At 47.6% G+C, this 25,204-nt stretch carries 29 protein-coding genes; 2 read left to right on the top strand and 27 right to left on the bottom strand.

Annotated elements, in window-relative coordinates; all coding sequences use genetic code 11:
• Together GX019_05205 and rsxC are read right to left on the bottom strand one after the other, a co-directional pair.
• The coding region (locus GX019_05205) for an RnfABCDGE type electron transport complex subunit D (GenBank protein HHT36558.1) at positions 1 to 1,923 on the bottom strand (1,923 nt) is incomplete at its 3' end.
• A 14-nt stretch (positions 1,924 to 1,937) separates the two neighbouring features.
• The gene (gene rsxC, locus GX019_05200) at positions 1,938 to 3,254 is read right to left on the bottom strand and encodes an electron transport complex subunit RsxC (protein HHT36557.1); all 1,317 of its coding nucleotides are present in this window, start codon (positions 3,252 to 3,254) and stop codon (positions 1,938 to 1,940) included.
• 236 nt (positions 3,255 to 3,490) lie between these two features.
• Between rsxC and GX019_05195 the strand changes: the two genes are divergently transcribed.
• Together GX019_05195 and GX019_05190 are read left to right on the top strand one after the other, a co-directional pair.
• Positions 3,491 to 3,739, top strand: coding sequence for an alpha/beta-type small acid-soluble spore protein (locus GX019_05195; GenBank protein ID HHT36556.1), 249 nt, complete (start codon positions 3,491 to 3,493; stop codon positions 3,737 to 3,739).
• A 110-nt stretch (positions 3,740 to 3,849) separates the two neighbouring features.
• Complete coding sequence (locus tag GX019_05190; protein ID HHT36555.1) at positions 3,850 to 4,053, top strand: hypothetical protein; 204 nt, start codon at positions 3,850 to 3,852, stop codon at positions 4,051 to 4,053.
• 48 nt (positions 4,054 to 4,101) lie between these two features.
• Here GX019_05190 and GX019_05185 read toward each other — a convergent pair whose 3' ends face one another.
• The 25 genes from GX019_05185 to cysK all read right to left on the bottom strand — a co-directional run bounded on the left by GX019_05185 (position 4,102) and on the right by cysK (position 25,018).
• Complete coding sequence (locus tag GX019_05185) at positions 4,102 to 4,890, bottom strand: class I SAM-dependent methyltransferase (protein HHT36554.1); 789 nt, start codon at positions 4,888 to 4,890, stop codon at positions 4,102 to 4,104.
• Complete coding sequence (gene rsfS / locus GX019_05180) at positions 4,856 to 5,167, bottom strand: ribosome silencing factor (GenBank protein ID HHT36553.1); 312 nt, start codon at positions 5,165 to 5,167, stop codon at positions 4,856 to 4,858. Before rsfS ends, GX019_05185 begins: the two co-directional genes overlap by 35 nt.
• Before the next feature lie 62 nt (positions 5,168 to 5,229).
• Entirely contained in the window at positions 5,230 to 6,510 is a 1,281-nt protein-coding gene (locus GX019_05175) for an LCP family protein (protein HHT36552.1), read from the bottom strand.
• 87 nt (positions 6,511 to 6,597) lie between these two features.
• Entirely contained in the window at positions 6,598 to 7,242 is a 645-nt protein-coding gene (locus GX019_05170) for a nicotinate-nucleotide adenylyltransferase (GenBank protein HHT36551.1), read from the bottom strand.
• Between the two features lie 114 nt (positions 7,243 to 7,356).
• A complete protein-coding gene (gene xylA / locus GX019_05165) occupies positions 7,357 to 8,676 on the bottom strand; it encodes a xylose isomerase (protein HHT36550.1) in 1,320 nt (439 codons plus the stop codon).
• A gap of 15 nt (positions 8,677 to 8,691) precedes the next feature.
• On the bottom strand, positions 8,692 to 8,970 hold the full coding sequence (yhbY, locus tag GX019_05160; protein ID HHT36549.1) for a ribosome assembly RNA-binding protein YhbY: 279 nt from the start codon (positions 8,968 to 8,970) through the stop codon (positions 8,692 to 8,694).
• A gap of 11 nt (positions 8,971 to 8,981) precedes the next feature.
• Complete coding sequence (gene obgE, locus GX019_05155; protein ID HHT36548.1) at positions 8,982 to 10,274, bottom strand: GTPase ObgE; 1,293 nt, start codon at positions 10,272 to 10,274, stop codon at positions 8,982 to 8,984.
• 115 nt (positions 10,275 to 10,389) lie between these two features.
• Entirely contained in the window at positions 10,390 to 10,677 is a 288-nt protein-coding gene (gene rpmA / locus GX019_05150) for a 50S ribosomal protein L27 (protein HHT36547.1), read from the bottom strand.
• Positions 10,674 to 11,012 carry a ribosomal-processing cysteine protease Prp gene (locus GX019_05145; GenBank protein ID HHT36546.1) on the bottom strand — a complete coding sequence of 113 codons (339 nt, stop codon included), beginning with the start codon at positions 11,010 to 11,012 and terminating at the stop codon, positions 10,674 to 10,676. The genes rpmA and GX019_05145 overlap by 4 nt, the downstream gene beginning before the upstream one ends.
• Positions 11,012 to 11,323 (bottom strand): 50S ribosomal protein L21, encoded by a 312-nt coding sequence (gene rplU, locus GX019_05140; protein HHT36545.1) that lies wholly within the window; start codon positions 11,321 to 11,323, stop codon positions 11,012 to 11,014. Before rplU ends, GX019_05145 begins: the two co-directional genes overlap by 1 nt.
• A gap of 128 nt (positions 11,324 to 11,451) precedes the next feature.
• Positions 11,452 to 12,891: an Rne/Rng family ribonuclease gene (locus GX019_05135; GenBank protein HHT36544.1), complete on the bottom strand. Its 1,440-nt coding sequence runs from the start codon at positions 12,889 to 12,891 to the stop codon at positions 11,452 to 11,454.
• Positions 12,892 to 12,899: 8 nt separating this feature from the next.
• On the bottom strand, positions 12,900 to 13,574 hold the full coding sequence (locus GX019_05130) for a DUF2344 domain-containing protein (protein HHT36543.1): 675 nt from the start codon (positions 13,572 to 13,574) through the stop codon (positions 12,900 to 12,902).
• Complete coding sequence (locus tag GX019_05125; protein HHT36542.1) at positions 13,564 to 15,456, bottom strand: TIGR03960 family B12-binding radical SAM protein; 1,893 nt, start codon at positions 15,454 to 15,456, stop codon at positions 13,564 to 13,566. The genes GX019_05130 and GX019_05125 overlap by 11 nt, the downstream gene beginning before the upstream one ends.
• 10 nt (positions 15,457 to 15,466) lie before the next feature.
• Positions 15,467 to 16,360, bottom strand: coding sequence for a peptidase M50 (locus GX019_05120; protein HHT36541.1), 894 nt, complete (start codon positions 16,358 to 16,360; stop codon positions 15,467 to 15,469).
• A gap of 4 nt (positions 16,361 to 16,364) precedes the next feature.
• The gene (locus tag GX019_05115; protein HHT36540.1) at positions 16,365 to 16,607 is read right to left on the bottom strand and encodes a hypothetical protein; all 243 of its coding nucleotides are present in this window, start codon (positions 16,605 to 16,607) and stop codon (positions 16,365 to 16,367) included.
• 86 nt (positions 16,608 to 16,693) lie between these two features.
• Entirely contained in the window at positions 16,694 to 16,957 is a 264-nt protein-coding gene (gene minE / locus GX019_05110) for a cell division topological specificity factor MinE (protein HHT36539.1), read from the bottom strand.
• A gap of 12 nt (positions 16,958 to 16,969) precedes the next feature.
• Complete coding sequence (minD, locus tag GX019_05105; protein ID HHT36538.1) at positions 16,970 to 17,773, bottom strand: septum site-determining protein MinD; 804 nt, start codon at positions 17,771 to 17,773, stop codon at positions 16,970 to 16,972.
• A gap of 23 nt (positions 17,774 to 17,796) precedes the next feature.
• Positions 17,797 to 18,420, bottom strand: coding sequence for a septum site-determining protein MinC (minC, locus tag GX019_05100; protein ID HHT36537.1), 624 nt, complete (start codon positions 18,418 to 18,420; stop codon positions 17,797 to 17,799).
• 47 nt (positions 18,421 to 18,467) lie between these two features.
• Positions 18,468 to 20,324 (bottom strand): penicillin-binding protein 2, encoded by a 1,857-nt coding sequence (gene mrdA, locus GX019_05095; protein HHT36536.1) that lies wholly within the window; start codon positions 20,322 to 20,324, stop codon positions 18,468 to 18,470.
• On the bottom strand, positions 20,314 to 20,826 hold the full coding sequence (gene mreD, locus GX019_05090) for a rod shape-determining protein MreD (GenBank protein HHT36535.1): 513 nt from the start codon (positions 20,824 to 20,826) through the stop codon (positions 20,314 to 20,316). The genes mrdA and mreD overlap by 11 nt, the downstream gene beginning before the upstream one ends.
• A gap of 9 nt (positions 20,827 to 20,835) precedes the next feature.
• On the bottom strand, positions 20,836 to 21,660 hold the full coding sequence (mreC, locus tag GX019_05085) for a rod shape-determining protein MreC (protein HHT36534.1): 825 nt from the start codon (positions 21,658 to 21,660) through the stop codon (positions 20,836 to 20,838).
• A gap of 35 nt (positions 21,661 to 21,695) precedes the next feature.
• Positions 21,696 to 22,715 carry a rod shape-determining protein gene (locus tag GX019_05080; GenBank protein ID HHT36533.1) on the bottom strand — a complete coding sequence of 340 codons (1,020 nt, stop codon included), beginning with the start codon at positions 22,713 to 22,715 and terminating at the stop codon, positions 21,696 to 21,698.
• A gap of 34 nt (positions 22,716 to 22,749) precedes the next feature.
• On the bottom strand, positions 22,750 to 23,424 hold the full coding sequence (gene radC, locus GX019_05075) for a DNA repair protein RadC (protein ID HHT36532.1): 675 nt from the start codon (positions 23,422 to 23,424) through the stop codon (positions 22,750 to 22,752).
• An 8-nt stretch (positions 23,425 to 23,432) separates the two neighbouring features.
• Positions 23,433 to 24,026 (bottom strand): septum formation protein Maf, encoded by a 594-nt coding sequence (maf, locus tag GX019_05070; protein ID HHT36531.1) that lies wholly within the window; start codon positions 24,024 to 24,026, stop codon positions 23,433 to 23,435.
• 71 nt (positions 24,027 to 24,097) lie between these two features.
• Positions 24,098 to 25,018, bottom strand: coding sequence for a cysteine synthase A (gene cysK / locus GX019_05065; GenBank protein ID HHT36530.1), 921 nt, complete (start codon positions 25,016 to 25,018; stop codon positions 24,098 to 24,100).
• Positions 25,019 to 25,204 lie beyond the last annotated feature (186 nt).

The raw sequence follows: 25,204 nt of genomic DNA, 5'->3' as shown, positions 1-25,204 counted from the left end.
GCTCTGACTCTCAACAATCTGAGGAATCAGCTCTGCAAAGGTTGGCTCAGCAATGAAGCCAGTATCCGAATGCTCTACTACATCGATTGCGGTAACTTTGCCGCCGCTTACAGTCACATCTACTAAAATTTCACCATTAAAGCCCGCACCTGAACCACGGTAAACTCCGTCAGGTACACCGCCTGCAAGTTCGTCAGCAGGTTCGTCTAGCGAATCACTGCTCACCTCAGCCTGTGCTAAAGCCTGTTTTACTGCAGCCATAACCGCTTCTGAAGAAACGGTAGCACCAGTCACTGCTTCCACATCCGGACTGTTGGCCTCAACAATCCGCAGGGGAACTAACTTAAGTGCCTCGTCCGATATACCTGGTGTTTCTTTATGCTCCAAAATTGCAACATCAGCAATCTTGCCATCGGTTATCTCAACCTCAACTTGGAGCGGACCGCCGAAGCCACTGCCCTCAGCTAGATAAACACCATCTAAGTATGCAGCGTCTTCAGCAGCTTCAGGACCATAGAAATTATCTCTAAACCGCTTTAATTCAGCGCTCACACCTCTAACCACAGCGCGGGAAGAGATTGTTGCCCCTGTCACACCCTGAATGTCCACACCTAAAGTCAGCTGATCAGAATTCTGACCAATAAACTGATCTAAGAATGCTGAACGAGTTATCAAAGTGCCGAGACCTGGATCATCACTGTGGCTGAGGATTTGAAGATACTCAATCTCGCCACTGCCGTCGATAACTAAATAAAAGTAAATCGGTCCATGATATCCCTGCTCTGCGCCAACTAAAGCCACTTTTTCAGGCTCATCTTCACTGCCTGTAAAGTAATAGACTTTATCATTAATTAAAGCTGTTTGATATTCAGCTGTGCCCAGTGTTTCCTCAAGAGGCAGATAAACACCTTCAGCCGTTACAGGAACTCTTTCTGGAGCAATCCGGTCAATAAGCACCAGCGCACCCCATGCCAAGCAGATAATAACTGCTGCGGATACAGTTGTGCGGAACCGCTGGTCCCTGGTTTTACTAGCACCAAAGATAACAGGTACTGTCAGTTTATCCAACAGGGGAACAACAGCGTTCATTGTTAAAACTGCAAATGTCACGCCTTCTGGAAACGAAGTAAACTCCCGCAAAAAGATAGTCAAGAAGCCGCATCCGCATCCAAACAGAAGACGTCCCATCGGGTTTACCGGTGACGTAACCATATCAGTGGCCATAAAAACCGCAGCAAACAGCAGCCCACCTGCGGTAACAGCAAACCACGGATCAAGTCCCAACAGCCAGGCTGCGGCAAACGCTGTTGCTGCGTACCCAACCGGGATCCGCCAGTCAATATGCCTGCGATAAAGCAGATAAGCTGCCCCGATCAGAATTGCGATCGCCGAAGTTTCACCGATACTGCCGCTCACATTACCCCAAATCAACTTCCAATCAAAAGCGCGCATTGTCAGCAGAGGTGTCGCCTCTGTGACAGCATCAAATGGACTGACAAACTTGACCATTGGAGCTGTAAAAGCCAGCAGCAGAACTGCCCGCCCTACCAAGGCTGGGTTAAAGATATTGCTGCCCAAGCCGCCAAAAACAAGTTTACCGATAGTAATTGCAAATATAGAACCAACAATAGGAATCCACCAGGGAACAGTAGGCGGCAGAATTAATCCAACCAGCATTCCAGTTACCAATGCACTTCCATCAGCAATAATCCCGCCGAGATTTAACGGATAGCGCATAATCAGCGCTTCTGTAAGCACTGCGGCGGCAGTACTCAATAGGACTATCCATAGAGCCGGAAAACCGAAAAATATAATTCCCGCAATCCAGCTGGGGATAAGTGCCGCAGCAACATCAAACATAATTCTCTCAATAGTAACCTGGGTGCGCACCACCGGCGCATAATAATGCCCATTCGTGTTCATGCGACTCACCTCCATTACACCGCTGACACTTTTGTTCTAATTGCTTTTTTACCTTCTTGAATAAACCGGGACAGTCCCCGCTGTGATGGGCAGACAAATGAACAAAGTCCACATTCGATACAGTCCATAATGTGGTTCTTTTCTGCTTGTTCAAGCATGCCATTGCAGCTCCATTCCGCCAGGAAATTAGGCTGCAGACCTGCCGGGCAGTGATCAACGCAGCGAGCACAGCGGATGCAGGGACGATTCAGCTCCTCCGCTACTTCGTCTTTAATTAGAGCGAGCACACCCGACAAGTTCTTCACAACCGGACCATCTAAGCTCTTAACAAGTTTACCGGTCATAGGTCCGCCAGCTACAATAACTTCTGCGACACCTAAGCCACCACAAAATTCAATGACCTCCCGCAGCGGTGTGCCAATTCTCACTAACAAATTGCGGGGGTCATAAATCGCTCCTCCAGCCACAGTAATCACCCTCTGGTAAGAACTGATGCCGGAGATAACTGCTTCTGCCACAGCAATTACTGTGTGCACATTGCTTACAATGCAGCCTACCTCAGCCGGCAGACAGCCTGAAGGCACTTCTCTGCCAAGAGCGGCCTTAATTAACTGTTTCTCTGCGCCCTGCGGATACTTCACCTTCAGACCCACCACACTGAGATTCGGTTGATCGGCACAGAGCTTTTCGAGATGATTAAGAGCATCCTTTTTATTAACCTCAACTCCGATAATACCCCGGTCAGCGCCGACAGCCTGCATCATGATCTTAAGGCCATCAAGCAGTTTCTTTGCTTCCTCAAGCATCAAACGGTGATCACAGGTTAAATACGGCTCGCATTCGGCTCCATTTATTAAAACAGTATCAATAGGTTTCGGGGGTGAAACCTTGACGTGCGTGGGGAATCCTGCTCCACCCATACCTACAATTCCGGCTTCCCTGATAATCTCCACCAACTGCTTTGGAGTCAGGCCGGTGTAGTCTCTTTTCAACTCAGGTTCAGTTTGATCGAGGCCATCGTTTTCTATAACAATACAGTTTGATTTAGAGCCGTCAAAAAGCTCCATCTCGCCTATCTCAACAACTTTACCGGAAACACTAGCATGAATCGGGGCAGAAATGTACTGCTCCGCTTCGCCAATTTTCTGGCCAAGCTTGACAGTATCTCCCACCTGAACGATTGGTCTGCACGGCGCTCCGATATGCTGGCTGAGTGGAATTACCACTCGTTTAGGAGCCGGCAGGGTCATGATCGGTTTATGTTCAGTCGCATTTTTGCGATGGGGAATATGGCCTCCGCCTAAAGGAAAGGTCCTAACCAAGCTGCTCATCCTTTCATTAATTAAATATTATTTGAACTTGTACTAGAGAATGCTTTCACAATCTATTACTTACAACGTTCGTTATATCTTTCCACAGAAACCACTGTTTTCCTGCATCAAAATCGGCTGATTTAATTATCTCCAAGTTTTTTCCGGTTTTTCCAATACAATCACTGATATAAAACTCGATCTGCGGGCAATATATAACCACAAACAATACATCAATTACTAAAAGAGGTGTTTAAATGGCACAAGGATCCAGCTCATCAAAGCGAAAACTCGTACCCCAAGCTTACAATGCTTTAAATCAATTTAAATACGAAGTAGCTCAAGAACTTAATATTAACCCAGAGTATAAAACAGGTTATTGGGGCAATATCTCATCAAGAGAATGCGGAGCGGTCGGAGGACATATGGTCCGCAAAATGATTGCTTCAGCAGAACAAGCTCTTGCTAATCAGGCTAACGCTCTAAACAACAACTTCCGTCCGTAATATTTAGGGGCTGTGGATAATCCGCAGCCCCCTTATTTTTTTTGATAACCCTCACCGCCCAATCCGATGATACATATTGTATAGAAAGGTATCACGGAGGTGATATTTCATTGTCTAATAAACGGATCAACAAGCGGTGGCTGCAGCAGGCAGCAGCCCAAATGCAGCGCCAAATGAGTGGAACACAGCCTTACACCCAAAAAGTCTTATCCCCCATCAACAAACAGCTGTCCATAGGCACTTCCGCCGCTAAAGCTGCCCAGTATTTTTCCCAGAGTGGGCGGAGAAAACGCGGTTGTGGGTGCTGCTCTTAAGATGTCTGCCCGTAAAAAGACGCTAGGTTAAACCTAGCGTCGTGTCTATTAATTTATTGGCTTTCTTGCGGCAAACTGCCAGCGCTCAGCTTCTCCCTCCGGTTCTGCGAAAGTCAAGAACTGAAAATAACCGACAATTTCCCATCCTTGATTCTGCAGTCGCTCAAAGATAACTTGGGGATACCATAATTTTTCGCGGTGGACTTCCCTTACTCTGCGGTACAATCCATCTTTTACTTTTATAAAAAAAGTCAGATCCATGGTGCAGATTTCGGTCTGCTCGTCGAAGTAGTTATCCCAGAAAAAACCAAAGTCCTCATCAAGCTCTGCGTAAGACTGGTTGCCATAGATTTCTCGCAGCTTAAGCTCGGAATTCAAATCAAACAGCAGCAGTCCGCCCGGCTTAGTATGGGCATAAGCCTGCTTGATAAAACCATCCAGCTCAGCATCGGTCGTTAAATAGTTCACCGAATCACAGCAGCAGATAGTTAAGTCAAACTGCTGCCCCAGGTCTAGATTATGCATGGAATTGACAATAAAGTTTATATCAGCGCTGTGTTTCTCAGCTTTAGCCCGCGCTGCTGCAACCATTTCTGCGGAGATATCCACTGCAGTAATCTCATAGCCCATCTGGGCAAGAGGTATAGTTACTCCACCTGTGCCGCAGGCTAGTTCCAAGATCTGTTTCGGTTTGCACCCCAACTTTTCCCATATCTGCCGCAGATACTCCGCCCACTCCTCGTAATCAACATCCATGAGCCGGTCATAGTACTGAGCTAAGTGAGTGTAAGCCGAATCCGCATTATTCATGATCACTAAATGGAATCCTTTCTGCATCAGCCCAGAGCTTTTCAAGATTATAGTATTCCCGCTCAGCCTCCATGAAAATATGGACTACCATATCACCATAATCCAATAGCATCCAGTTGTTATTACTGCGTCCTTCCTGCTGCTTGAGGGGAACATTCAGTTTTTCCATCTCATCAAGGACCGATTGAGCGACAGCCTGCATCTGCGGGAACGAAGTGCAACTGCAGATTACAAAATAGTCTGTTTCAACCATCACACCGCTCATTTTTAAGATCTGAATATTTTCGGCTTTTTTATCATCCATTGCACGAGCTGCTGCTACTGCAATATCCTTTCCCGACAATTTGCTCAAGGAATCGCCTCCCGTTAGATATTAAAATTTTTCCCGATAATGATCGTTATATCTACCTGCTGTTCTCGATAAGGATCAATCATTATTTCTGCTTGAATCAGCTCGGCAAGCTCGGCCGCGCGATCTGCAACCTTCTGCGAGCTGACAATAATCTCTGAAACCGGATAATTAAAATGTTCGGCATTGCCAACACTTTTCACATCCGCCAGCTTCTGCTCCCGGAGAAATTCGGAAGCTCTTGCAGCAATACCTTGGATTCCCGCGCCGTTAAGAACCTCTGCGGTTAAGGGCATCGGCTTTCCATAAACAATCCAATCCACTACCTGGGTCATCCGTTCCTCATCGGCAAGCCAATACCATGCACCATTGAGCTGATCCGATGTGCCCGGCAAAATTGCTGTTTCAATTCGATCGGTTGTAAAGCGGTTAGCTGCCAAAGCAAACTTCAGGGCTGTAGTCCACGGCATATTTGTTTCCACCGCATCCCATACCTGTCCTAATAATCGAGGGATTTTGAGTATAGTACTCGGCTGCAGAATTTCATCAATTACTGCCATGATAAACTTGCGCTGCCGCTCCACTCGACCATCATATACCTCGTAGTGAGGATTCACCAGCGCAACATCACCCAGCCGATCACGGAAACGGACGTATTCTAAGGCAGTTTCTCCGTCGAGAACTTGCCTGCCGGCCTTGATGTCAATATAAAGGTCTCCGGCTGTATCAACATAAAACATATCCGTTTCCACATCAATCTCAACCCCTCCGAGGGTATCAACAATCCGGCTAAACCCCGCGAAGTCTGTTTCAATATAGTAATCAATAGCTACTCCCAGAAAATCTTCCACAGTCTTCACAGTCAGTTCCGGACCACCATAGGCATGAACTGCATTGATCCGATCCCAGCGATCCCGTTCTGGAATATAAACCCGCGTATCCCTTGGGATGGAAATAATCCCGGCATATCCGGTATTGGGATCGGCTGCTATCAGTAAAATCGTATCAGTTCTAGAGGCACTGTCTCTTTTATCATCAGTCCCAAGAAATAAAATATGAGTGCGCCGATATTCCTGGGGCTCCAGGGATACCGCGGTTGATTGTGGACTTTGTAAAGGAAGCTGCCTCCGATCAAGTCCTCGCTGATAGCTGACATACGCTGAAACAAACAACAGCGCGGCTCCAATTAGGCACAGGAAAACCGCAGCGATCGTTCTTCTGCGCTTCTGCCGCTGCTTCTCTGCTCGTCGTTCAGCTATTTCCTGCTGTTTTTGTGCTAATTCATCAGGATTAATCACCGATTCAACCCTCCTCCGACAAAAAAAGCTAGCGCTACTTAGAGCTCAGCAGCAACTAGCACATTTCGCCTAACTCTGCTGTTACAGCTATTCGCAGCCGCCGGATTTACTGTGGGCGTCCAGATATAAGTGGTTTTTATGAATATAGTACTCCACAGTTTCTGGTACCAGATAGCGAATAGATTTGCGGGACCGCACCCGTTTGCGGATATCTGTGGATGAGATTGCCATCGCCGGCACCTGCAGAGTATGCAGACGCTTGCCCTGAGAGGCAAACCACTCCTCGAGTTCCGGCTCAAACTGATATCCAGGACGGGTAGCAGCCACAAACTCCGACAATTTCAGCAGTTCTTCAGCATCTTTCCAACTCATAATCTCTGCTATTGCGTCAGCACCCGTGATAAAAAACAGCTCGGTTTCATCACCATACAGCCGACGCAGAGCACGCAGTGTATCAATGGTATAGGTTTGACCTTCGCGATCAATATCAACTCGGGAAACCTCAAAGTATGGATTGGTCAAAGTTGCAAATACTGTCATCAAATACCGATGCTCAGCATCACTCACTTGACCCGGGTCTTTATGGGGCGGAACCCCCGACGGTACAAACAGAACATGATCGATGGCAAATTCGCCACGAACAGCTTCAGCGGTAACTAAGTGCCCGTAGTGAACAGGATCAAAAGTACCGCCCATAATCGCAATTCTGAGAGGTCTTACTTGCTTGCTCATTCCTAACTCCGTTCTATATAATCCGTACCCACCAAAACTGTGCTTGGTGGGTGCGGATACCTCTTTTTTTATTTATTCTAGATTACTCTTCTACTTCCTGTTTACTCTAGTTGTTTATCCGCGGATCAAAAAGCGGTTGATAATGGTTTCAAGCACTTCTTGGCGTCCGGACCGGTTGGTAACTTCAGGAAGATCCAGAGCATAGGCTTCCAGAGTCTTGAAGTCAGCTTTTCCGTCAACGATCTGCTTGCCAATGCCTGCGCTGTAGCTGGAGTAGCGCTCTTCGATAAAGTTTTCCAGCTCTCCGGACTGGAGCAGTTTGTAAGCTACCTTCAAGCCATATGCAAATGCATCCATACCAGCAATGTGACCGTAGAACAGGTCATTGAGTTCGAAGGAGCCTCTGCGTACTTTCGCATCAAAATTCAGGCCGCCGGGAGCCAATCCGCCATTCTTCAGCACTTCATACATAGTCAGTGTAGTAGTGTACAGATCGGTAGGCATCTGATCTGTATCCCAACCAAGCAGCATGTCTCCCTGGTTGGCATCGATACTGCCGAGCAGACCATTAATGCGGGCATAGTGCAGCTCATGCTGGAATGTATGTCCAGCTAATGTGGCGTGGTTAGCTTCAATATTAAGCTTAAAGTGCTTGTCCAAATCATACTTCTGCAGGAATGCGTGGACAGAAGCAGCATCAAAGTCATATTGATGCTTGGTCGGCTCTTTTGGTTTCGGTTCAATTAAGAACTGACCGGTGAAGCCAATCTCCTCAGCATAGTCCACCGCCATATGTAAGAAACGGGCCAAGTTATCCAGTTCCAGCTTCATGTTAGTGTTGAGCAGTGTTTCATAGCCTTCCCGCCCGCCCCAAAACACATAGTTCTCGCCGCCCAGCTCTTTGGTAACTTCTAAAGCTTTCTTAACTTGAGCTGCGGCGTAGGCAAATACATCCGCGTTGCAGGAAGTGGCTGCTCCATGCACATAGCGGGGATGTCCGAATAAGTTAGCTGTACCCCATAACAGCTTGATTCCTGTTTCATTCATCAGCTGCTTGGCTAGATCAACGATCTCATCAAGATATTTATTGGACTCACGCAGTGAAGATCCTTCCGGTGCAATGTCCCGATCGTGGAAGCAGAAGTACGGTACTCCCAATTTGCTCATAAACTCAAACGCTGCAATCATCTGCTCTTTTGCCCGGGTAAGAGGATCACCGGCTTGATCCCAAGGGCGAATCATGGTTGCTGCGCCAAATGGATCTACACCTTTGGCTGTGAAAGTATGCCAATAAGCGACAGAAAAGCGCAGATGGTCTTCCATCGTTTTGTCACCGATTATTTCAGCAGGGTTATAGTGCTTAAACGCAAGGGGATTATTCGAATCTGGCCCTTCATATTTTATTTTTGAAACATCTTTAAAAACTTCGGCCATAAGAACCACCTTTCATCATTCATTACTGTCTTCATTTTCTCGATACAGAACGAAATTCCTGCCGATCACCTGCACCACTTCTGAGTTAGTTGCAGAGCTGATTGCCTCGGCAGCTTCCCGAGGGTCCTCAAGCGAATTTTTTAATATTCTCACCTTAATCAGCTCCCGAGCAGTTAACGCCTGATCAAGCTGATTGATAATCTCATCAGTTAAGCCGCCTTTTCCGATTTGGAAAATCGGCTCCAGCTCATTAGCCTGAGCGCGCAGCCGCGCCCGTTCTTTGCTAGTTAACACCTTCCCACCACCTACTCCTGATATTGAAACTCCATCTCTTCTACTCTCACAGTAGCTCCATCGGCAATACCCATTTCCCGAAGTTTCTGGTACAAGCCAATTTTGTCAAAGAGCCGCTGCAGATACTCAAGTGTTTCTTCATTATCCAGATCCAAGCGTTCCAGCAGCCGCCTGAGTCCGGCTCCTTCAACCACATAATCCTCGTTTTCGCGGCGAATCGTAAAGTCCTCCACCCTGCCGCGAGGTTCAGTTTTAGGACGGTAAATCACTATATCTTCCACCGCTTCTTCCCGCGGCTCCTGCTGCCTTAAAGCGCGAATCAGCTTGCCTGTTTCAGCCATCAGCTCAGCTGTTCCCTCTCCTGTAGCAGCTGAAATTGGAAACACAGGACGATTATCCTGCTCAACTACTCCGCGCAGCCTTTCTAAATTTTCTTCTGCACCGGGCAGATCCATTTTATTTGCCGCGACCAGCTGAGGCAGGGACGCCAACCTTGGGTTATACAGAGCCAACTCCTCATTGATTCTATAATAATCTTCGACAGGATCCCGTCCTTCAATTCCCGCTGTATCAATAACATGAATAATAACCCGAGTCCGCTCAATATGCCGCAAAAAGTCAGTACCTAAACCCACGCCCTGATGCGCGCCTTCAATTAGTCCGGGTATGTCAGCAACTACGAATGACTCGCCCTCTGCAATCGATACAACTCCCAAATTAGGCACCAGAGTTGTAAAGGGGTAGTCAGCGATTTTCGGTTTAGCCGCAGATACTACAGAGATCAGGGTTGACTTGCCCGCATTTGGGTATCCAACTAAAGCCGCGTCAGCTATTAATTTCAACTCTAAATCTATCCAAAATCCGGGTCGTTTTTCACCCCTCTCCGCAAATCCAGGAGCCTGCCGGGTAGGTGTAGTAAAATGAGTATTTCCTCTGCCGCCCCGCCCACCTTCTGCCACTATCACTTTTTGCCCCGGATGGGTGAGATCGGCAATCAGTTCATTCGTTTCTCCATGATAGATTACTGTACCGAGAGGTACATTGATAACGAGATCCTCTCCATCTCTGCCGTACTGGTTCTTACTTTTGCCGTGCTCGCCATTGGGGGCTTTGTAATGCTTTTTGTAGCGAAAGTCAATCAGCGTGTTGAGGTTGGGGTCAGCCGCTATGATCACACTGCCGCCCCTACCGCCATCTCCTCCGGCCGGTCCTCCGGCCGGGACATACTTTTCTCTGCGAAATGCTACCATTCCATCGCCGCCGTCTCCGGCTTTAACATAGATCCGCGCTCGATCAATAAACACCTGCAACCCTCACTTTCCTACTACCATCATATCTTACCCTGAAAAATTAATCACTAGCCAACTGCCATATAAAAAACCCTCTTGCACCTAAGTACAAAAGGGTTTGATATTCCGATTAAGCTAATACTGCTTCCCTTTCACTCAAAACGCTAACCTGTTTGCTGTACTTACCATGGCGTTGGAAAGCAACATAACCATCAGCCTTAGCGAAGAGGGTATCATCCTTACCGATCCCAACATTAAGACCAGGTTTAACCTTGGTACCCCGCTGGCGCACTAAGATACTTCCGGCAGTAACGAATTGACCATCGAATCTTTTCACACCTAAGCGCTTAGCTGCCGAATCGCGTCCGTTTTTAGTACTACCTACACCCTTTTTAGATGCAAATAACTGCAGATTCATCCGCATTGTTCCACCTCCTCGATATCCAGGTACTGTTTTCCATACTCCTGGAGAATCGCTCTCAAACCAGCGTACATTACTCTTAAAATAACTTGGCTCTGCTGCCACAGTCTGTCATCTACCTGCACCGGGAGTCTGCACTGAAGCAGACCGTCCTTGATCTCGACGTCAACTTTTAGACCCAGCTCCTGCTGCAGTCCGATGACCGCTGTTTGGGTTAGTACCGAAATTGCTGCGCAGACAATGTCTTCGCCGCGATCAGCAAAGCCGGTATGGCCCTCAGCAGAAAACCCAATGATATCATTACCATTAAAAAACAACCGGATTTTCGTCATTAAGCCTCAATCTTTTCAACAACTAACTTTGTAAAAGGTTGGCGGTGGCCGGTCTTTTTACGGTAGTTTTTCTTGGCTTTGTACTTAAAGACAATGACTTTTTTGCCTTTACCCTGATCCGCAACTTTAGCAATGACTTTTGCATCAGCTACAGTCGGAGTACCTACCTTGACACCACCGTTTCCACCTACTAAAAGAACCCTATCTAAAACTACCTGTTCACCAACGGGAACATTGAGCTTTTCAACTAAGATAGTGTCACCTTCAGCAACGCGGTACTGTTTACCACCAGTTTCAACTACAGCGTACATTAGCTCTACACCTCCTTGTTCGGACTCGCCAGTTTCAGGCACACGCATGTGTTTTGAAAAGCCTGTTCTGAGCGGTTTTACAAAAGAGAAACCTACGCAGATCATTTTATCACTCGCACAGATACTTGTCAACGTTTACAGCTGATTTCCGCATGATCAAGTTCAAACTGCTCGCAGCCGCTGATTTTTATCTGCTTGCCGGTTTGCCTGCGCATCATCTGGAGGTTCTCCTTATTATGGCCAATCAGCAGACCTGCCACCGATGGATGGCAGACCACTTCGATAACTTTTACGTCTGGCTCCCGAGCCAGCGAATAAATATTCTGGGCGGTACTGATGGCAATTGTGTCGCGAGACCAGACTCTGCCGCTGCCGCCGCACTGAGAGCAGGGAGTTTCTAAAATATGGCTTAGGCGTGTTTTGACCTTTTTTCTCGTCATTTCCACTAAACCCAGCTGAGTGAAGCCCAAGACACGGCTTTTGGTCTTATCCTGAGCCAGTGCGTTCGTTAATGTTTCTAAAACCTGCTGGCGATCGGCCTCATTTTTCATATCGATAAAATCAATAATGATAATACCGCCAATATTGCGGAGCCGCAGCTGCTTGGCAATTTCCTGCGCTGCTTCTTTGTTGGTCCTGAGCACCGTTTCTGCTAAATTTTTGGTACCGGTATATTTGCCGGTATTAACATCGATGCTGACCAGCGCTTCCGTCTGATCAATAACCAAGTATCCGCCGCTGTTTAACCACACCTGCTTTTGAGTGGCTTTTTCTAAATCCCGAGTCAACCCCAGCTGATCAAAGAGAGCTACCTCACCCTGATACAGCTCAATCTCAGTTGTTGGAGATATCCGCAGTTTATCTCTAATATTGATAATCCGCTCATAAATCCAGGGCTGATCTACAATTATTTTCTCTGTATCACCGGTAACCACATCCCGCATGATTCGATATACCAGATCATGGTCATGGTAAAGCAGAGCTGGAGCTGAACGATGCCTGCTCTGCTCTAAAATATCTTCCCACAGCTCCAGAAGTTCGTCTCGGTCCAGAGCCAGTTCCTCATAGGAATGGCCGGCGGCGGCTGTGCGCAGAATGAGTCCATAACCCGGCAGTTTCAACTCTGCTCCAAGCTCACGCAGGCGGGCACGTTCTTCCGGATCGGTGACCTGACGAGAAACGCCGAGATTATCTTCAAAAGGCATCAGCACCAAGAAACGCCCGGGCAGAGAAACTCGGTTAACCACACGAGCGCCTTTGTTTCCCTCCGGTTCCTTAGTTACCTGGACGATTATCTCCTGCCCCTTTCTGATCAACTCATTGATGGGACGACCTTTTGCGCCCGCTTTGAGATCAGCGACATAGAGAAATCCATTGCGTTCCAGGCCCAAATCAACAAAAGCTGCTGCCATTCCCGGCAGAACATTCTCGATCCGGCCTTTGTAGATATTACCAATGGTGCGGCTGGTTTCATCCTTTTCCTGAAAGAACTCCGCCAATCTCCCGCCCTCGACAATACCTACCAATACATAGTTTAAAAAAGATGAAATAACAACCTTTCTGAGCATTTTATTCTTTACCCCTTTATAACGTCAAATGGCGTCAGCAGATCTCCCGACGCGGTTTTGACCAGCAGCGCTGTCCGGTGGATGAGCACATCACCAAGCGACAGTCCTAAAAACGGCAGTATATCCATGGGGCGCAGGTTGTTTTTTAGACCACTGGCGCACTGCAGATAAACTGTGTTTGATTCCGGATCATAAGTCAGCGCGTCAATCAAGTCTCTTATATCCTTTACCTGGGTTTTTCGTTTTCTCTCTACTGTTATTAACAGCTCCTTATGAGCCAGCACACCATTGATTTTTTCCTCTATTCCCTGTACCGATTCTCGAATCCTGACTTCATACTGCGCAGTATTAACAATTGACATCAAAGCCTCAGAGCGGTCCGGCACATTTACCGCATCAAGAATCCGAAAGCCCTGGGGCAATACCGAGTTTAAAGCAGCTGTCGCTTCACAGCCATCAACATCTGCACTCATTTTCAGATCAACATATTCACAGTTGCTGGTAACCCCAACCGGCAGCGCTGAAGCAAACGACATTTTAGGGATCGGATTAAATCCCTCCGAGTATTCAATAGGCAGCGCTGCTCTCCTCACCGAGCGCTCCATCAAGCGGAGCACATCCAAATGGGAAATAAATCTACCAGTTTCGCCAACACTAAAACGCAAACGAATGCTATCTGCCACTGCTGTCACCACCCTGCAGCCGATTCTCTACACCCAATTCTTGACAAACACTGCAGCCTGTGCAGTTTGTAAAACGGCAGTCATCGGTTGTAAGTGCCTGATATGCTTTCTGCCGCTCATGCCACAGGAAGCGGCGGCTGACCCCGCTGTCCAAATGCTCCCATGGAAAAACTTCATCTGCTCCTCTTTCCCGATAAGCGTAAAATTCGCTGTCAAGACCGAGCTCGGCCAAAGCCTGCATCCAAGCGTCATATTTAAAATGCTCGGTCCAGCCATCAAACTGGCAGCCCAAATCAACAGCTTTAGCCAAAACTTGTCCAAGTCGGCGGTCCCCGCGGGAGAAGACTGCTTCTAAAAAGCTTGTCTTCACATCATGAGCCTGGAATTTGATGCCCGGATGCCGCAGCTGCCTGCGCAGATAAGCCTGCTTCTCCAGGAGCACGTCCTGACTATTAAAGGCTTCCCACTGAAATGGAGTGCAGGGTTTCGGCACAAATGATGAAACGCTGACTGTGACAGTAGGCTTTTTGCTGCCTTTGGGAAGAGTCCTGCGGCCTATTTCCAGCACATTTTTGGCCAGCGCAGCGATCCCATCCAGGTCTTCATAGGTTTCAGTAGGGAGTCCAATCATAAAATATAGTTTGATCTGGAACCAGCCGGCGGAAAAGGCTCCTTCTACCGCTTCGTACAAATCCGATTCTTTAACGTTTTTGTTAATTACGTCGCGAAGTCTCTGCGTCCCTGCCTCCGGAGCAAAAGTCAATCCGGTTTTCTTAAATTTCTGGATTTCCTCCGCCAGCTTAACAGAGAACGAGTCAACCCTGAGCGATGGCAGAGCAACAGATACCCCTCGAGCTCCGCAGTCCTGGACTAAATCAGTCACCAGCTCCTGCACACAGCTGTAATCGCCGGTCGAAAGCGACGATAAAGATACCTGCTCATAACCGGTGCTGTCCAAGAGCAGCTCTGCCTGACGCTTGATTGTTTCAACGCTGCGTTCCCTGACCGGACGGTATACCATCCCCGCCTGGCAGAATCGACAGCCGCGAGTACAGCCCCGCATTACCTCCACGATCACGCGATCGTGCACTGTCTGCAGATAGGGCACCACAATTTTATCAGGAAACGGAACCTGATCTAAGTCGGCCACAATCCGCTTTTGAATTCTAGCGGGAATTTGATCATGCAGCCGACGGACAGATTTTACTTCTCCTGCGTCGGTGTACTCTACTTCATACAGACTGGGGACGTAAACTCCCGGGATTTGCGCAAGTTTCAGCAGTGTCTTAGAACGGGACCACTTTTCTGCTTTACTAATCTTAATTATATCCAACAGTTCATTGATTACTTCTTCCCCATCTCCCAAAGCAATGCAGTCAAAGAAATCTGCCAGCGGCTCCGGGTTATAAGCGCAGGGCCCTCCTGCAATAACCACAGGATCAGTTTCACTGCGCTCCTTCGTCCAACGGGGAATTCCGGCTAAGTCAAGCATCTTAATGATGTTTGAGTAGCTCAGCTCATACTGGAGCGTAAAGCCGACGATATCAAAACTAGCAAGGGGAGTGCCTGACTCCAGCGCAGTTAAAGGAAGATTTTCTTCCAGCATCCGCTCCTGCATATCTACCCATGGCATAAAAGCTCTTTCTGCCAGAGCATCCTCTCTTTCATTAATGATATGGTACAAAATCTTATAGCCGAGATTACCCATACCGATCTCATAGACATCGGGAAATGCCAGCGCCATTTTTACCGATACTTGATCCCAATCTTTGCGGCAGGCATTTAACTCACCACCAGTATAGCGAGCCGGCTTAGATACCTCCGGCAGAATCCGCAGTAACCTTTCGTCCACTAACTCCACCCTTTCATCTATTAAATCCATCTCTTATCCATCAAGTTTTAAATTTTATGTTTACCAATTTACTAAGTTTACCATGAATTCCTTCTTCAAGCAAGCTGTTGATCAGTTCAGTCTCTGTCACTACCCCGATCAATTCCGCGTTTGGACTGATAATCCAGACAATGTGAAAGCAGGATGGCGCCAAGTGGTCTATAACTTCTCCCACGACAGTGTCACTGCTAGCAACTAAATGTTTGGTCATCATCACACCATTCAGCCGCAGCTCTCTCTGTTTGTGGATCAGATAGCGCATAAACACATAAATAGAAGCTTGCTTCTCTTTACGAGCAGCTGTAAAAATAAAAAAGCCGATGACAATCAAAAGAGCGGAGTTAAGGCTTCGGTAATAATACAATCCGCCTAAGCCGCAAAAGACAAAAACCACCGCTGTGAGCTGCCCAATTAGGGCTGCTTTTTCCGTTGCTTTTTTCAACCCGAAGCCTCTCGCTAAATAGCTGCGCAGAATGCGTCCTCCATCAAGAGGCAGAGCCGGCAAAAGATTTAGCGCAGCCATACTGAGATTAGCCTTGGTCAGAAATTCAATCCACCCTTGATCACAAGGATAATAAGCATGCAGAATACCAATAATCCCGATCAGCACTAGATTGCTGATTGGACCGACAGCTGCAACAACAGCTTCTATCTCCGGATCGAGCTGCATCAGATCCTCCACGCGGGCAGTTCCGCCAAAAGGCAGCAGCTCTATCTCCTCTACCCTCAGACCATAGCACAATGCTGCCAGAACATGCGCTGTCTCATGCCAGAGAACCACCGCAAATAGAACCAGAGTAGGAATGAGCTTACCTACTGCTGCCGCAGCAGGAAGTAAAAGCAAAAAAAAGGGATTGACCGTGATTACAATCCCTAAAAAGCGGCCGATACGCATACACTCACCATCCCACTGCGGCTCTAGGCAGACTTTGAAACAGAGCTGCTATTTCAAAATCTGCAAATCGATGCTGCAGCTTTTCAAACGGTTTGGTGATAAACTGCATATCGAAATCGGTTGTTAAGACAAATTCGAGGTAGCGCGTCAGCTCCACACTGATGGGCAGGTTGATTTCGTACAGCAGACCAATCAGGATAAAGATAATAATCGCCGCATAAAAACTGTTGGGCAGGCGAACTGCCACTGCTCTCACCTCCCTCGGCTTTTAGTAAAGTATATTAGCCAAAGGAGTGTTTCATAACAAAAAACCTCTTCCTGACGGAAAAGGTTCTACACTTTGCGCTTTACACTTCGCACCGGAATATTTGCAACCAGCGCTACCGATTCATCGCTGCTGTCTAAATTCACTTCTAATGATTCTTCATCTATTTCCATATATTTGGATAGAACTGCGATCATATCTTCCTTTAAGGCTTCCAACAATCCCGGGGAGAGTATAGCTCGATCATGCACCAATACGAGACGCAACCGTTCCTTCGCTCGATCCTTACTACTTTCGGTAGTACCAAACAGCTTTGCTAACCATTCCAACACGGCTGACCCTCCTTAGCTTTTGCCTCCAATACCGATTAAGCGCATTAGTCGCTTTACCACATTTTCCTCTTCTAAGTTCAAAAATGGAACTGATGCGCCTTCGATTCTCCTAACTATATTGCGAAAAGCCTGACCTGACATGGACTTCTTATCCAGAACTGCCGGTTCACCTTTATTGGTCGACACAATTATGCTCTCATCATCAGGCACAATTCCCAGCAGCTTGATGGCTAAGATATCAATCATATCATCAGTTGTCATCATATCGCCTCGGCGGATCATATCCGGACGGATGCGGTTGACAATCAGCTGCGGTTCGTACAGTTTCCGCGCTTCCAACAGACCTATAATTCGATCTGCATCCCGCACAGCCGAAACCTCAGGAGTAGTTACAATGATTGCCATATCAGCTCCGGCTACAGCATTCTTAAATCCCTGTTCTATTCCGGCGGGGCAGTCCACCAGCACATAATCAAATTTCTGTTTTAATTCGGCAACTAATTTTTCCATCTGCTCTGGATTGACCGCATCCTTCTCGCGAGTTTGGGCAGCCGGCAGTAAAAATAAATTATCAAACCGCTTATCCTTAATCAGAGCTGTGCGAACGTCGCGGCAGTTTCCTTCAACCACGTCGATCAAATCATAAACAATGCGGTTTTCTAATCCCATCACAACATCCAGATTGCGGAGTCCAATATCCGCATCCAGCAAACACACTTTTCTGCCAATCTGGGCTAATCCTGTTCCAATATTTGCAGCAGTAGTTGTCTTACCTACTCCACCTTTACCACTTGTAATTACTATGGCTTTTCCCATTAGAGCACCTCCCCTAATTACCTTCAGCTCTCATACGCAGTAATTTGAATCATATTATCATAAACACGTGCTAGTTCCGGACCAAGCGGTTTAGGCAGCTTCTCATCAGGGGAACGAGAAATGTAATTAGCAATTCTCAGCTGGGTTGGCTCTAATCTGAACGCAAACACCGATGCGTTGACATTACCGGTACAGCCTGCGTGGGCTACACCGCGCAAACTGCCCAGCACCAAAATATCGCCGCTGCAGACTATTTCAGCTCCGGGATTAACATCACCTAAAACCACTACATTACCATCAAACCGCACTTTTTGTCCAGAACGAATCGTGCGGCGAAGCAGCAGAGTATCTTCTTGGCTTTCTTCCTCTTTACTGCTCTCAACGGCAGGAGCTGCCGTATCAGCTGCCTGTGGTTCTGTAATCACCATTCCAAATTCCTCTACCGTTTTTTCCAGTTGGCGTTTTTCTTCCGAATTCAGTTCTCGATCAGCGGCGGAAAGATGCACCGCTGCACCTGCAAAAAACTCTTGAGCTGAAGCGAGCCGCGTTCTCAGTTGTGTTAGAACTTCGCCAAAATCCATTCCACTGGGGATGGAAATCGATAATCCATGTTTAGTACCTTTAATAATGCAAGCTTCCTTGCTCATTATGGGTCTCTCCTCAAACTTTCATTACCATATTTTTACATTCGCCTTCACTCAGTTGATTCCTGCTTATTGAACCCAAAATAAGCGTCAAAGACCATGCGTGCAATCGGTGCCGCGCCGGACGCGCCGCCGGTTCCATGCTCAACAATAACTACCACAACCAGCTCTGGATCATCTGCTGGGGCAAAGGCTGCGAACAGGCCGTGCGCTTCCTGACCTGGAATTTCATAACTTCCGGTTTTCCCTGCTATGCTCAGCGGGAAATCCTCGAACACTCTCCGGGCAGTGCCCCGGGAATAAGTTATAACTGCCTCCATCCCCTCAATTACTGCTTCCCAAGTAGCTTTCGACGCATTAACCGTTTCCTTAACTATGGGAGAATGCTCGAAAATGGTTTCTCCGTTCGGGTCAATTATCCGCTTAACCAGTGTAGGATGGTAGATCACACCCCGGTTAGCAATAGCACTGTAAGCTACAGCCAGCTGCAGTGGAGTAACTGTCACGAAGCCCTGTCCAATCGAGATCTGTTCAGTATCCGTTGGGTACCAAGCTTGATCATAAATGGGATAGCTGGCAAACCGCTGCCGCTTCCACTCCCGATCCGGCACTAAGCCCGCCGCTTCCTGGGCGATCCCTACCACGTTGGTTGGGGATCCAAATCCAAAATTCCGGAGCCAGATTGACAGGCGGTCAATTCCAACTTGTTTGCCAAATTCAGCAAAATAGTGGTTGCTGGACATTGCTAAGGCTTCCTTAAGGGTAATCCTGCCAAAGGGGGCTCCACCCTGAGCTACAATCCAATCCCGCACCCCATACTCGCTGACCCCAGTAGCATTAAAAACTTGGTCAGCTGTGACAACCTTTTCTTCCAGCATCGCAACTGCAATAAAAGGTTTGAACACAGACCCAGGGCCATACTGCCCTTGGACAGCGCGATTAAACAGCGGCAGGTCCTTATTGCTGACCAGGCTGGCGTAGTAGCTGCTCCGCTCTCTGGCATCCAGCAAACGGGCTGGATCATATGTGGGTTCACTGACCATAGCCAGAATTTCACCGGTCTTGGGATTGAGCGCTACAACTGCCCCTTTAAATGGCGGATCGCCGGGGTTGCGGAGTGTGTCGGTATGAGCGATAAAAGCCTCCTGAGCCGTTGTCTGAAGGTCTTTATCAAGTGTAAGCACAATACTGCTTCCGGGAATTGGATCCACATAACTGACTGTCTGCATGGGGCGGCTTAAAGCATTTACCTCGACTGTAACTGAACCGGACTCACCCCTAAGCTCCTGCTCATAAAGGGCTTCCAATCCGGTTTTGCCAACTAAATCCGAACTGCCGTATCCGGGTCCGTACTGCTTCAATTCTTCTTCGCTGATAATGCCTAAGTAACCGATTAAATGGCTGGCAAAATAGGGATAGCGATAATCACGCACCCATTCCTCTTCAATAAAAACTCCGGGCAGCCGCATGCGATTTTCTTCGATCGCCACTACGGTGCTTAAATCCACATCGCGCATTATTCTCACCGGCTCATAAAGGTTGCGCCTGCCTTTGGCGATGGCTTCTTCCAGCTCTTCGCTGGTTAGATCGAGGATTTCGCTTAAATACTCCAGCACACCTTCAGCATTTTGCGGGATACCACCGGGGACTAGGGCGACAGTAAATGCAGGCCGGCTGCGGACAATTTCACTGCCGTTGCGATCGTAAATAACGCCTCTTGTGGGCATTACGCGGATGCGGCGCATACGGTTGCCCTCGGCCAAACTGGCATAGTGATCCCCCTTGCGAATCTGGAGTTCCCATAAACGCCCGCCGATAATTAGAAGAATTATGATGACAACAGCCCAAAATGACCGCAGGCGTTGTTCCAGTTTCTTATCATCTAGGTTTTTAATCTCACCCCGCACGTCTAAAGACCTCATCCCAATAAATAATCTTTTTGTTGAAATAGTATAAACGCACATACAGCAGCAGACTGAGCACACCATTATAAAGCACTAGCGGCAGCAGGATCTGCTCTATTAAAAGTCTCAGTGGAACAGCAACACCAAAAACTGCCATTCCCAACGCATAAAAGAGCTGATCAGCGGCCGTGGCAGCGATAACGCTTAAAAGGGGAATAACATAGTTTTCTTTAAAAAAACGCAGTGCCAATAGACCGACCACTGTGCCTACAATCATTTTAGTCAGGGCATTAAGACCAATCAGCTCACCAACCAAAAGATCTAAGCCAAGTCCGGCAGCAAAGCCGAATTTGGCTCCAAAACTTGGACCGTTAATCAAACTAAATAAGACAACCAATACCAAAATCAGATCTGGTACCACCACAAACAGTGACCACGAGGTAAAAATGGTTGTCTGAATCACTAAGGCTAAAATAACAATCAAACTATAAATCACCACAGCCATATTCTGCACCTACTCAGCATCACTTGAAAGCACAAACACATATTCCAGTCGGCTGAAATCCACAAAAGGCCGAACATAAGCTGTAAAGGACAGCTGATACCGGCTGGGAATAATCTCCACCACTTCACCAATCGGCATGCCTTTTGGGAAGTATTGGGACAGTCCGGATGTTACCAGAATATCCCCCTGTTCCAGCTCAACATCCTTGGATAAAGGCTTAGCCAACAGCATGCCTGAATAATCGGGATCTCCTTCGATTAGAACCAGATCACCCGTATCCTGAACCATACCGCCGATGGCACTGCGGGGATCGGTAGCTAAAATAACCGCAGCCGTAGTGGCGGTGACACTCTGAACAGTCCCAACCACACCGTTGCCGGACATAACAGGCATTCCTTGGGTAACCTCGTGGTTGCGTCCTCGATTAATCGTAATTGAACTAAACAAGTTAGTCGGTGACCGACCGATTACTTCGCAGATCTGCATTTGATATGCTTCCTGCTTTTTAAACTCCAGCGCTTCCCGCAGCCACTCGTTTTCCCGCTTGTATTCTGCCATTTGATACAACTGCTGCTCGAGCTCCAATACCTGGGCCTTGAGCGCGGCGTTTTCCTCCTGGAGACTGCCAATTTGACCGATCGATGTCAGCAATGAATTAACCGAGCGTGAAATCCGCATGAACAGCTTTTGAATCGGCGCGAGAACATCACGCACAGCCTGCTCAAAGACCGTAACCTGTGAACGGGAACTGGAGGTGAAGTGGATGCTCCCGGCAATGATAATGACCACTAATAGGATTACAATCAGCTTAGTGCGGTTGAACCATTGGGACACTCCACCTCACCCCTTACTCTAATTGATCTCATCATTTACCGTTTCGGTCCCACCATTATCCGCTGCAGCAGATCATAATGCTCTAAAGCTAAACCAGTACCCATGACAACTGCTGTCAGAGGTTCTTCGTTAACATGAACCGGTATGCCAGTTTCATTCATGATCAGCTGATCCAATCCTGAAAGCAGCGCTCCACCGCCTGCCATCATGATTCCGCGGTCCATAATATCAGCTGCCAGTTCGGGAGGTGTCTGTTCTAGCGTGACCTTGACACCTTCTACTATTGAAGCAACTGGCTCAGCCAAAGCATCGCGAATTTCTTCCGAGGTAATGGTTACGGTTTTGGGCAGACCTGTAACTAAATCCCTTCCGCGAACCTCAATAGATTTTTCTTCTTCTTGGGGACAAGCTGAACCAATTGTCTTTTTGATTGTTTCGGCTGTCCGCTCACCGATTAACAGATTATAATGGCGGCGGATATGCTGAATAATTGAATCATCCATTTCGTCACCGCCGATCCTGATGGAACGGTGGGCCACAATTCCCCCAAGGGAGATCACAGCCACTTCGGTGGTGCCTCCACCGATATCGACAATCATATTGCCTGTAGGTTCCTGCACCGGCAGACCGACACCGATGGCGGCAGCCATGGGTTCCTCAATGACGCGGGCGTCTTTGGCTCCTGCCGAAATAGCAGCATCGATGACCGCCCGTTTTTCTACTTCGGTAACACCGGACGGAACCGAAATAATTACGCGCGGACGCACCCAACCCATCCTCCGATTGGCTTTAATCAAGAAATCTCTCAGCATCCGCTCTGTTGTATCGAAATCGGCGATGACCCCATCCCGCAGGGGTCTGATCGCAATTATATTACCAGGCGTGCGGCCCACCATTTCTTTAGCCTTATTGCCCACGGCCAGTATTTCTTTGGTTTCTTGATCGCGTGCCACAACCGACGGTTCATTGATGACAATGCCCCGACCGCGTACATATACCAGTGTATTTGCTGTTCCTAAATCGATTCCTATATCCTTTCCCAAGCGACCAAACATGTTTAAATCCCCTTTCGGCTTGTCCCTATTGTACTTAGATTAATCCTTGTTCGCGAAAACTAACATAGCGTTTGTCTCCGACAATTATATGATCCAGGACTGAAATTCCTAATAATCTTCCTGCTTCACACAATCTGTGTGTAACCCTGATGTCGTCCTCACTGGGCGTTGGATCACCACTGGGGTGATTGTGCACTAGAATAATAGCAGCACTGCTCCTTTTAATAACGTCTTTAAACAGCTCACGCGGATGCACAAGCGATGCGTTGAGGTGCCCGATCGAGACTACCTTTTTTGCAATCACGGCATGTTTAGTGTTCAGCATTATGATTACAAAATGCTCCCGATCCAGCAGACTCATTTCATCCATAACGATATCCGCCGCATCCTGGGGACTGCAGATTACTTCCCGCACTTCTAAGCTGCTGTTGCTCAAACGCTTAGCAAGCTCAAATGCAGCTAAAATGCGGGCAGCTTTTGCCGGTCCAATCCCTTTAATAGCTGACATTTCTTCGAAAGTAGCGCACGCAAGCTCTTTTAAAGAGCCAAAATGTGAGATAAGTTGATCTGCTAACGAAAATACCGATTGGTTTTTGGTACCTGTCTGAAGCAGAATAGCCAACAGTTCTCGGTTGGACAGGTATTCGGAGCCATACTGCAGTAACCTTTCCCGGGGACGCTCATGCTCAGGTAGATCTTTGATTAAAATACGGTACGTCACAATCTTCCTCCCTGTTCTCCTCCCTCTTGGGTGAAAACGTCAATCCCAAACTCGCGGAGTTCAAGCAGAAGACGGGGAATAGGCATTCCCACGACATTATAATAGCACCCCGATATACTTTCGACAAAGGCACCGCCAATTCCTTGAATGGCATATGAACCTGCTTTATCAAATGGTTCGCCCGAATTGATATAAGTACGGATTTCGTAATCCTCTAGATGGCGAAAGTAAACATCTGTAGATACATAGATAGTTCGCTGTTTGACAGCCGATAAGAGGGCTACTCCGGTAATTACCCGATGTTTCTTTCCAGATAGTAAGCGCAGCATCCTGACAGCATCATCCCGATCACTAGGCTTTCCTAAAATTTCCTGTCCGATTACAACAATGGTATCAGCCCCGATGATCAAACTACCGGGAAACAGCTCATAGACCGCTTGAGCTTTTGCCAAAGCATTGCCAAGTGCTGTCTGCTCCGGGGTCTCGGCACCCATCTCTGGGACATCTGCAGCGTGAATTCGAAACTCAAGGCCAAACTGCTGCAGCAGCTGAATTCTTCGGGGTGATTTTGAGGCTAAGATGAGCTCCATGTGTTCACAACCTTTTCAACGATAGTATCTGCTGTAAATATTTAAAAAAAGAGGGAACCAGGTCCCTCTTCTTAAGCAAACATATCCGGAATACTTAAGTATCTCTCACCGGTATCAGGTAAAACTACCACCACTTTTTTACCGGCTCCAAGTTCCTGCGCGATCTGCAGCCCTGCATGAAGTGCTGCTCCAGACGATATTCCCGCGAGAATACCCTCCTTTTTGGCCAGCTGTCCTGCTGCTGCAAATGCATCCTCATTTTTAACTAAGATGATTTGATCATATATTTCCGTATTTAAAACTTTAGGCACAAATCCAGCACCTATGCCTTGAATGCGGTGCGGCCCAGAGCTTCCGCCTGATAATACCGGCGAACCTTCCGGTTCCACTGCCACTATCTTTACATGTGGGAGCTTTGCTTTTACAACCTCACCGACACCGGTTATGGTTCCACCTGTTCCGATACCGGATACAAACGCATCTAAATTACCACCTGTCTGCTCTAAAATTTCTCGGGCTGTAGTTTCCCGATGAATTTTTGGATTGGCCAGATTCTCAAACTGCTGCGGGATAATAGCACCTGGATTATCAGCCGCAATTTCTTCAGCTTTCCGGATGGCGCCTTTCATCCCTTCGCTGCCTGGTGTCAGCACCAACTCAGCTCCGTATGCTTTAAGCAGTTTACGGCGTTCTTCAGACATTGTTTCGGGCATACATAAGATCAAACGATAACCAAGGGCGGCACAGACCATAGCCAGTCCGATACCTGTATTCCCGCTGGTCGGTTCTACTATTAAACCGCCGGGCTGAAGTTTACCTTCCTGCTCAGCTGCTCTAATCATGCTCAGGGCAATTCTGTCCTTAACACTGCCGGCAGGATTGAATGATTCCAGTTTGACCCAGACTTCAGCCGAATCCTCCGGGACAATGCGGTTGAGTTTGACTAGTGGCGTCTGCCCAACTAAATCTAAGATACTGTTAACAGATCTCATTTGCTCCCCTCCTTATGAGGTTATTTTATGATTTAGTAACCTCAATTGTCAAGTTCTTCTATAATGTCGAGTTTTGTGGGGAACAGATGTAATACCAAACTCATCTGCAATTTCTAGAGTGGGGGTTTTTCGAAGCAAACGAGTGCGGGATTTCTCCCACCAGCCGTAGGTTTCAGGTTCATAGTC

The organism is Bacillota bacterium (assembly GCA_012837335.1).
Classification (GTDB): domain Bacteria; phylum Bacillota; class Limnochordia; order Darwinibacteriales; family DTU012; genus DTU012.
This window is presented reverse-complemented; position numbering and strand designations above follow the sequence as displayed.

What these genes read in the sequence shown, in the direction of transcription:
- rsxC (HHT36557.1), bottom strand. Translation starts at nt 3,254, where the DNA reads ATGAGCAGCTTGGTTAGGACCTTTCCTTTAGGCGGAGGCCATATTCCC.
- GX019_05195 (HHT36556.1), top strand. Translation starts at nt 3,491, where the DNA reads ATGGCACAAGGATCCAGCTCATCAAAGCGAAAACTCGTACCCCAAGCT.
- GX019_05185 (HHT36554.1), bottom strand. Translation starts at nt 4,890, where the DNA reads ATGCAGAAAGGATTCCATTTAGTGATCATGAATAATGCGGATTCGGCT.
- rsfS (HHT36553.1), bottom strand. Translation starts at nt 5,167, where the DNA reads ATGGATGATAAAAAAGCCGAAAATATTCAGATCTTAAAAATGAGCGGT.
- GX019_05170 (HHT36551.1), bottom strand. Translation starts at nt 7,242, where the DNA reads ATGAGCAAGCAAGTAAGACCTCTCAGAATTGCGATTATGGGCGGTACT.
- xylA (HHT36550.1), bottom strand. Translation starts at nt 8,676, where the DNA reads ATGGCCGAAGTTTTTAAAGATGTTTCAAAAATAAAATATGAAGGGCCA.
- rpmA (HHT36547.1), bottom strand. Translation starts at nt 10,677, where the DNA reads ATGAATCTGCAGTTATTTGCATCTAAAAAGGGTGTAGGTAGTACTAAA.
- GX019_05145 (HHT36546.1), bottom strand. Translation starts at nt 11,012, where the DNA reads ATGACGAAAATCCGGTTGTTTTTTAATGGTAATGATATCATTGGGTTT.
- rplU (HHT36545.1), bottom strand. Translation starts at nt 11,323, where the DNA reads ATGTACGCTGTAGTTGAAACTGGTGGTAAACAGTACCGCGTTGCTGAA.
- GX019_05135 (HHT36544.1), bottom strand. Translation starts at nt 12,891, where the DNA reads ATGCTCAGAAAGGTTGTTATTTCATCTTTTTTAAACTATGTATTGGTA.
- GX019_05125 (HHT36542.1), bottom strand. Translation starts at nt 15,456, where the DNA reads ATGGATTTAATAGATGAAAGGGTGGAGTTAGTGGACGAAAGGTTACTG.
- GX019_05120 (HHT36541.1), bottom strand. Translation starts at nt 16,360, where the DNA reads ATGCGTATCGGCCGCTTTTTAGGGATTGTAATCACGGTCAATCCCTTT.
- minD (HHT36538.1), bottom strand. Translation starts at nt 17,773, where the DNA reads ATGGGAAAAGCCATAGTAATTACAAGTGGTAAAGGTGGAGTAGGTAAG.
- minC (HHT36537.1), bottom strand. Translation starts at nt 18,420, where the DNA reads ATGAGCAAGGAAGCTTGCATTATTAAAGGTACTAAACATGGATTATCG.
- mreD (HHT36535.1), bottom strand. Translation starts at nt 20,826, where the DNA reads ATGGCTGTGGTGATTTATAGTTTGATTGTTATTTTAGCCTTAGTGATT.
- GX019_05080 (HHT36533.1), bottom strand. Translation starts at nt 22,715, where the DNA reads ATGTTTGGTCGCTTGGGAAAGGATATAGGAATCGATTTAGGAACAGCA.
- maf (HHT36531.1), bottom strand. Translation starts at nt 24,026, where the DNA reads ATGGAGCTCATCTTAGCCTCAAAATCACCCCGAAGAATTCAGCTGCTG.
- cysK (HHT36530.1), bottom strand. Translation starts at nt 25,018, where the DNA reads ATGAGATCTGTTAACAGTATCTTAGATTTAGTTGGGCAGACGCCACTA.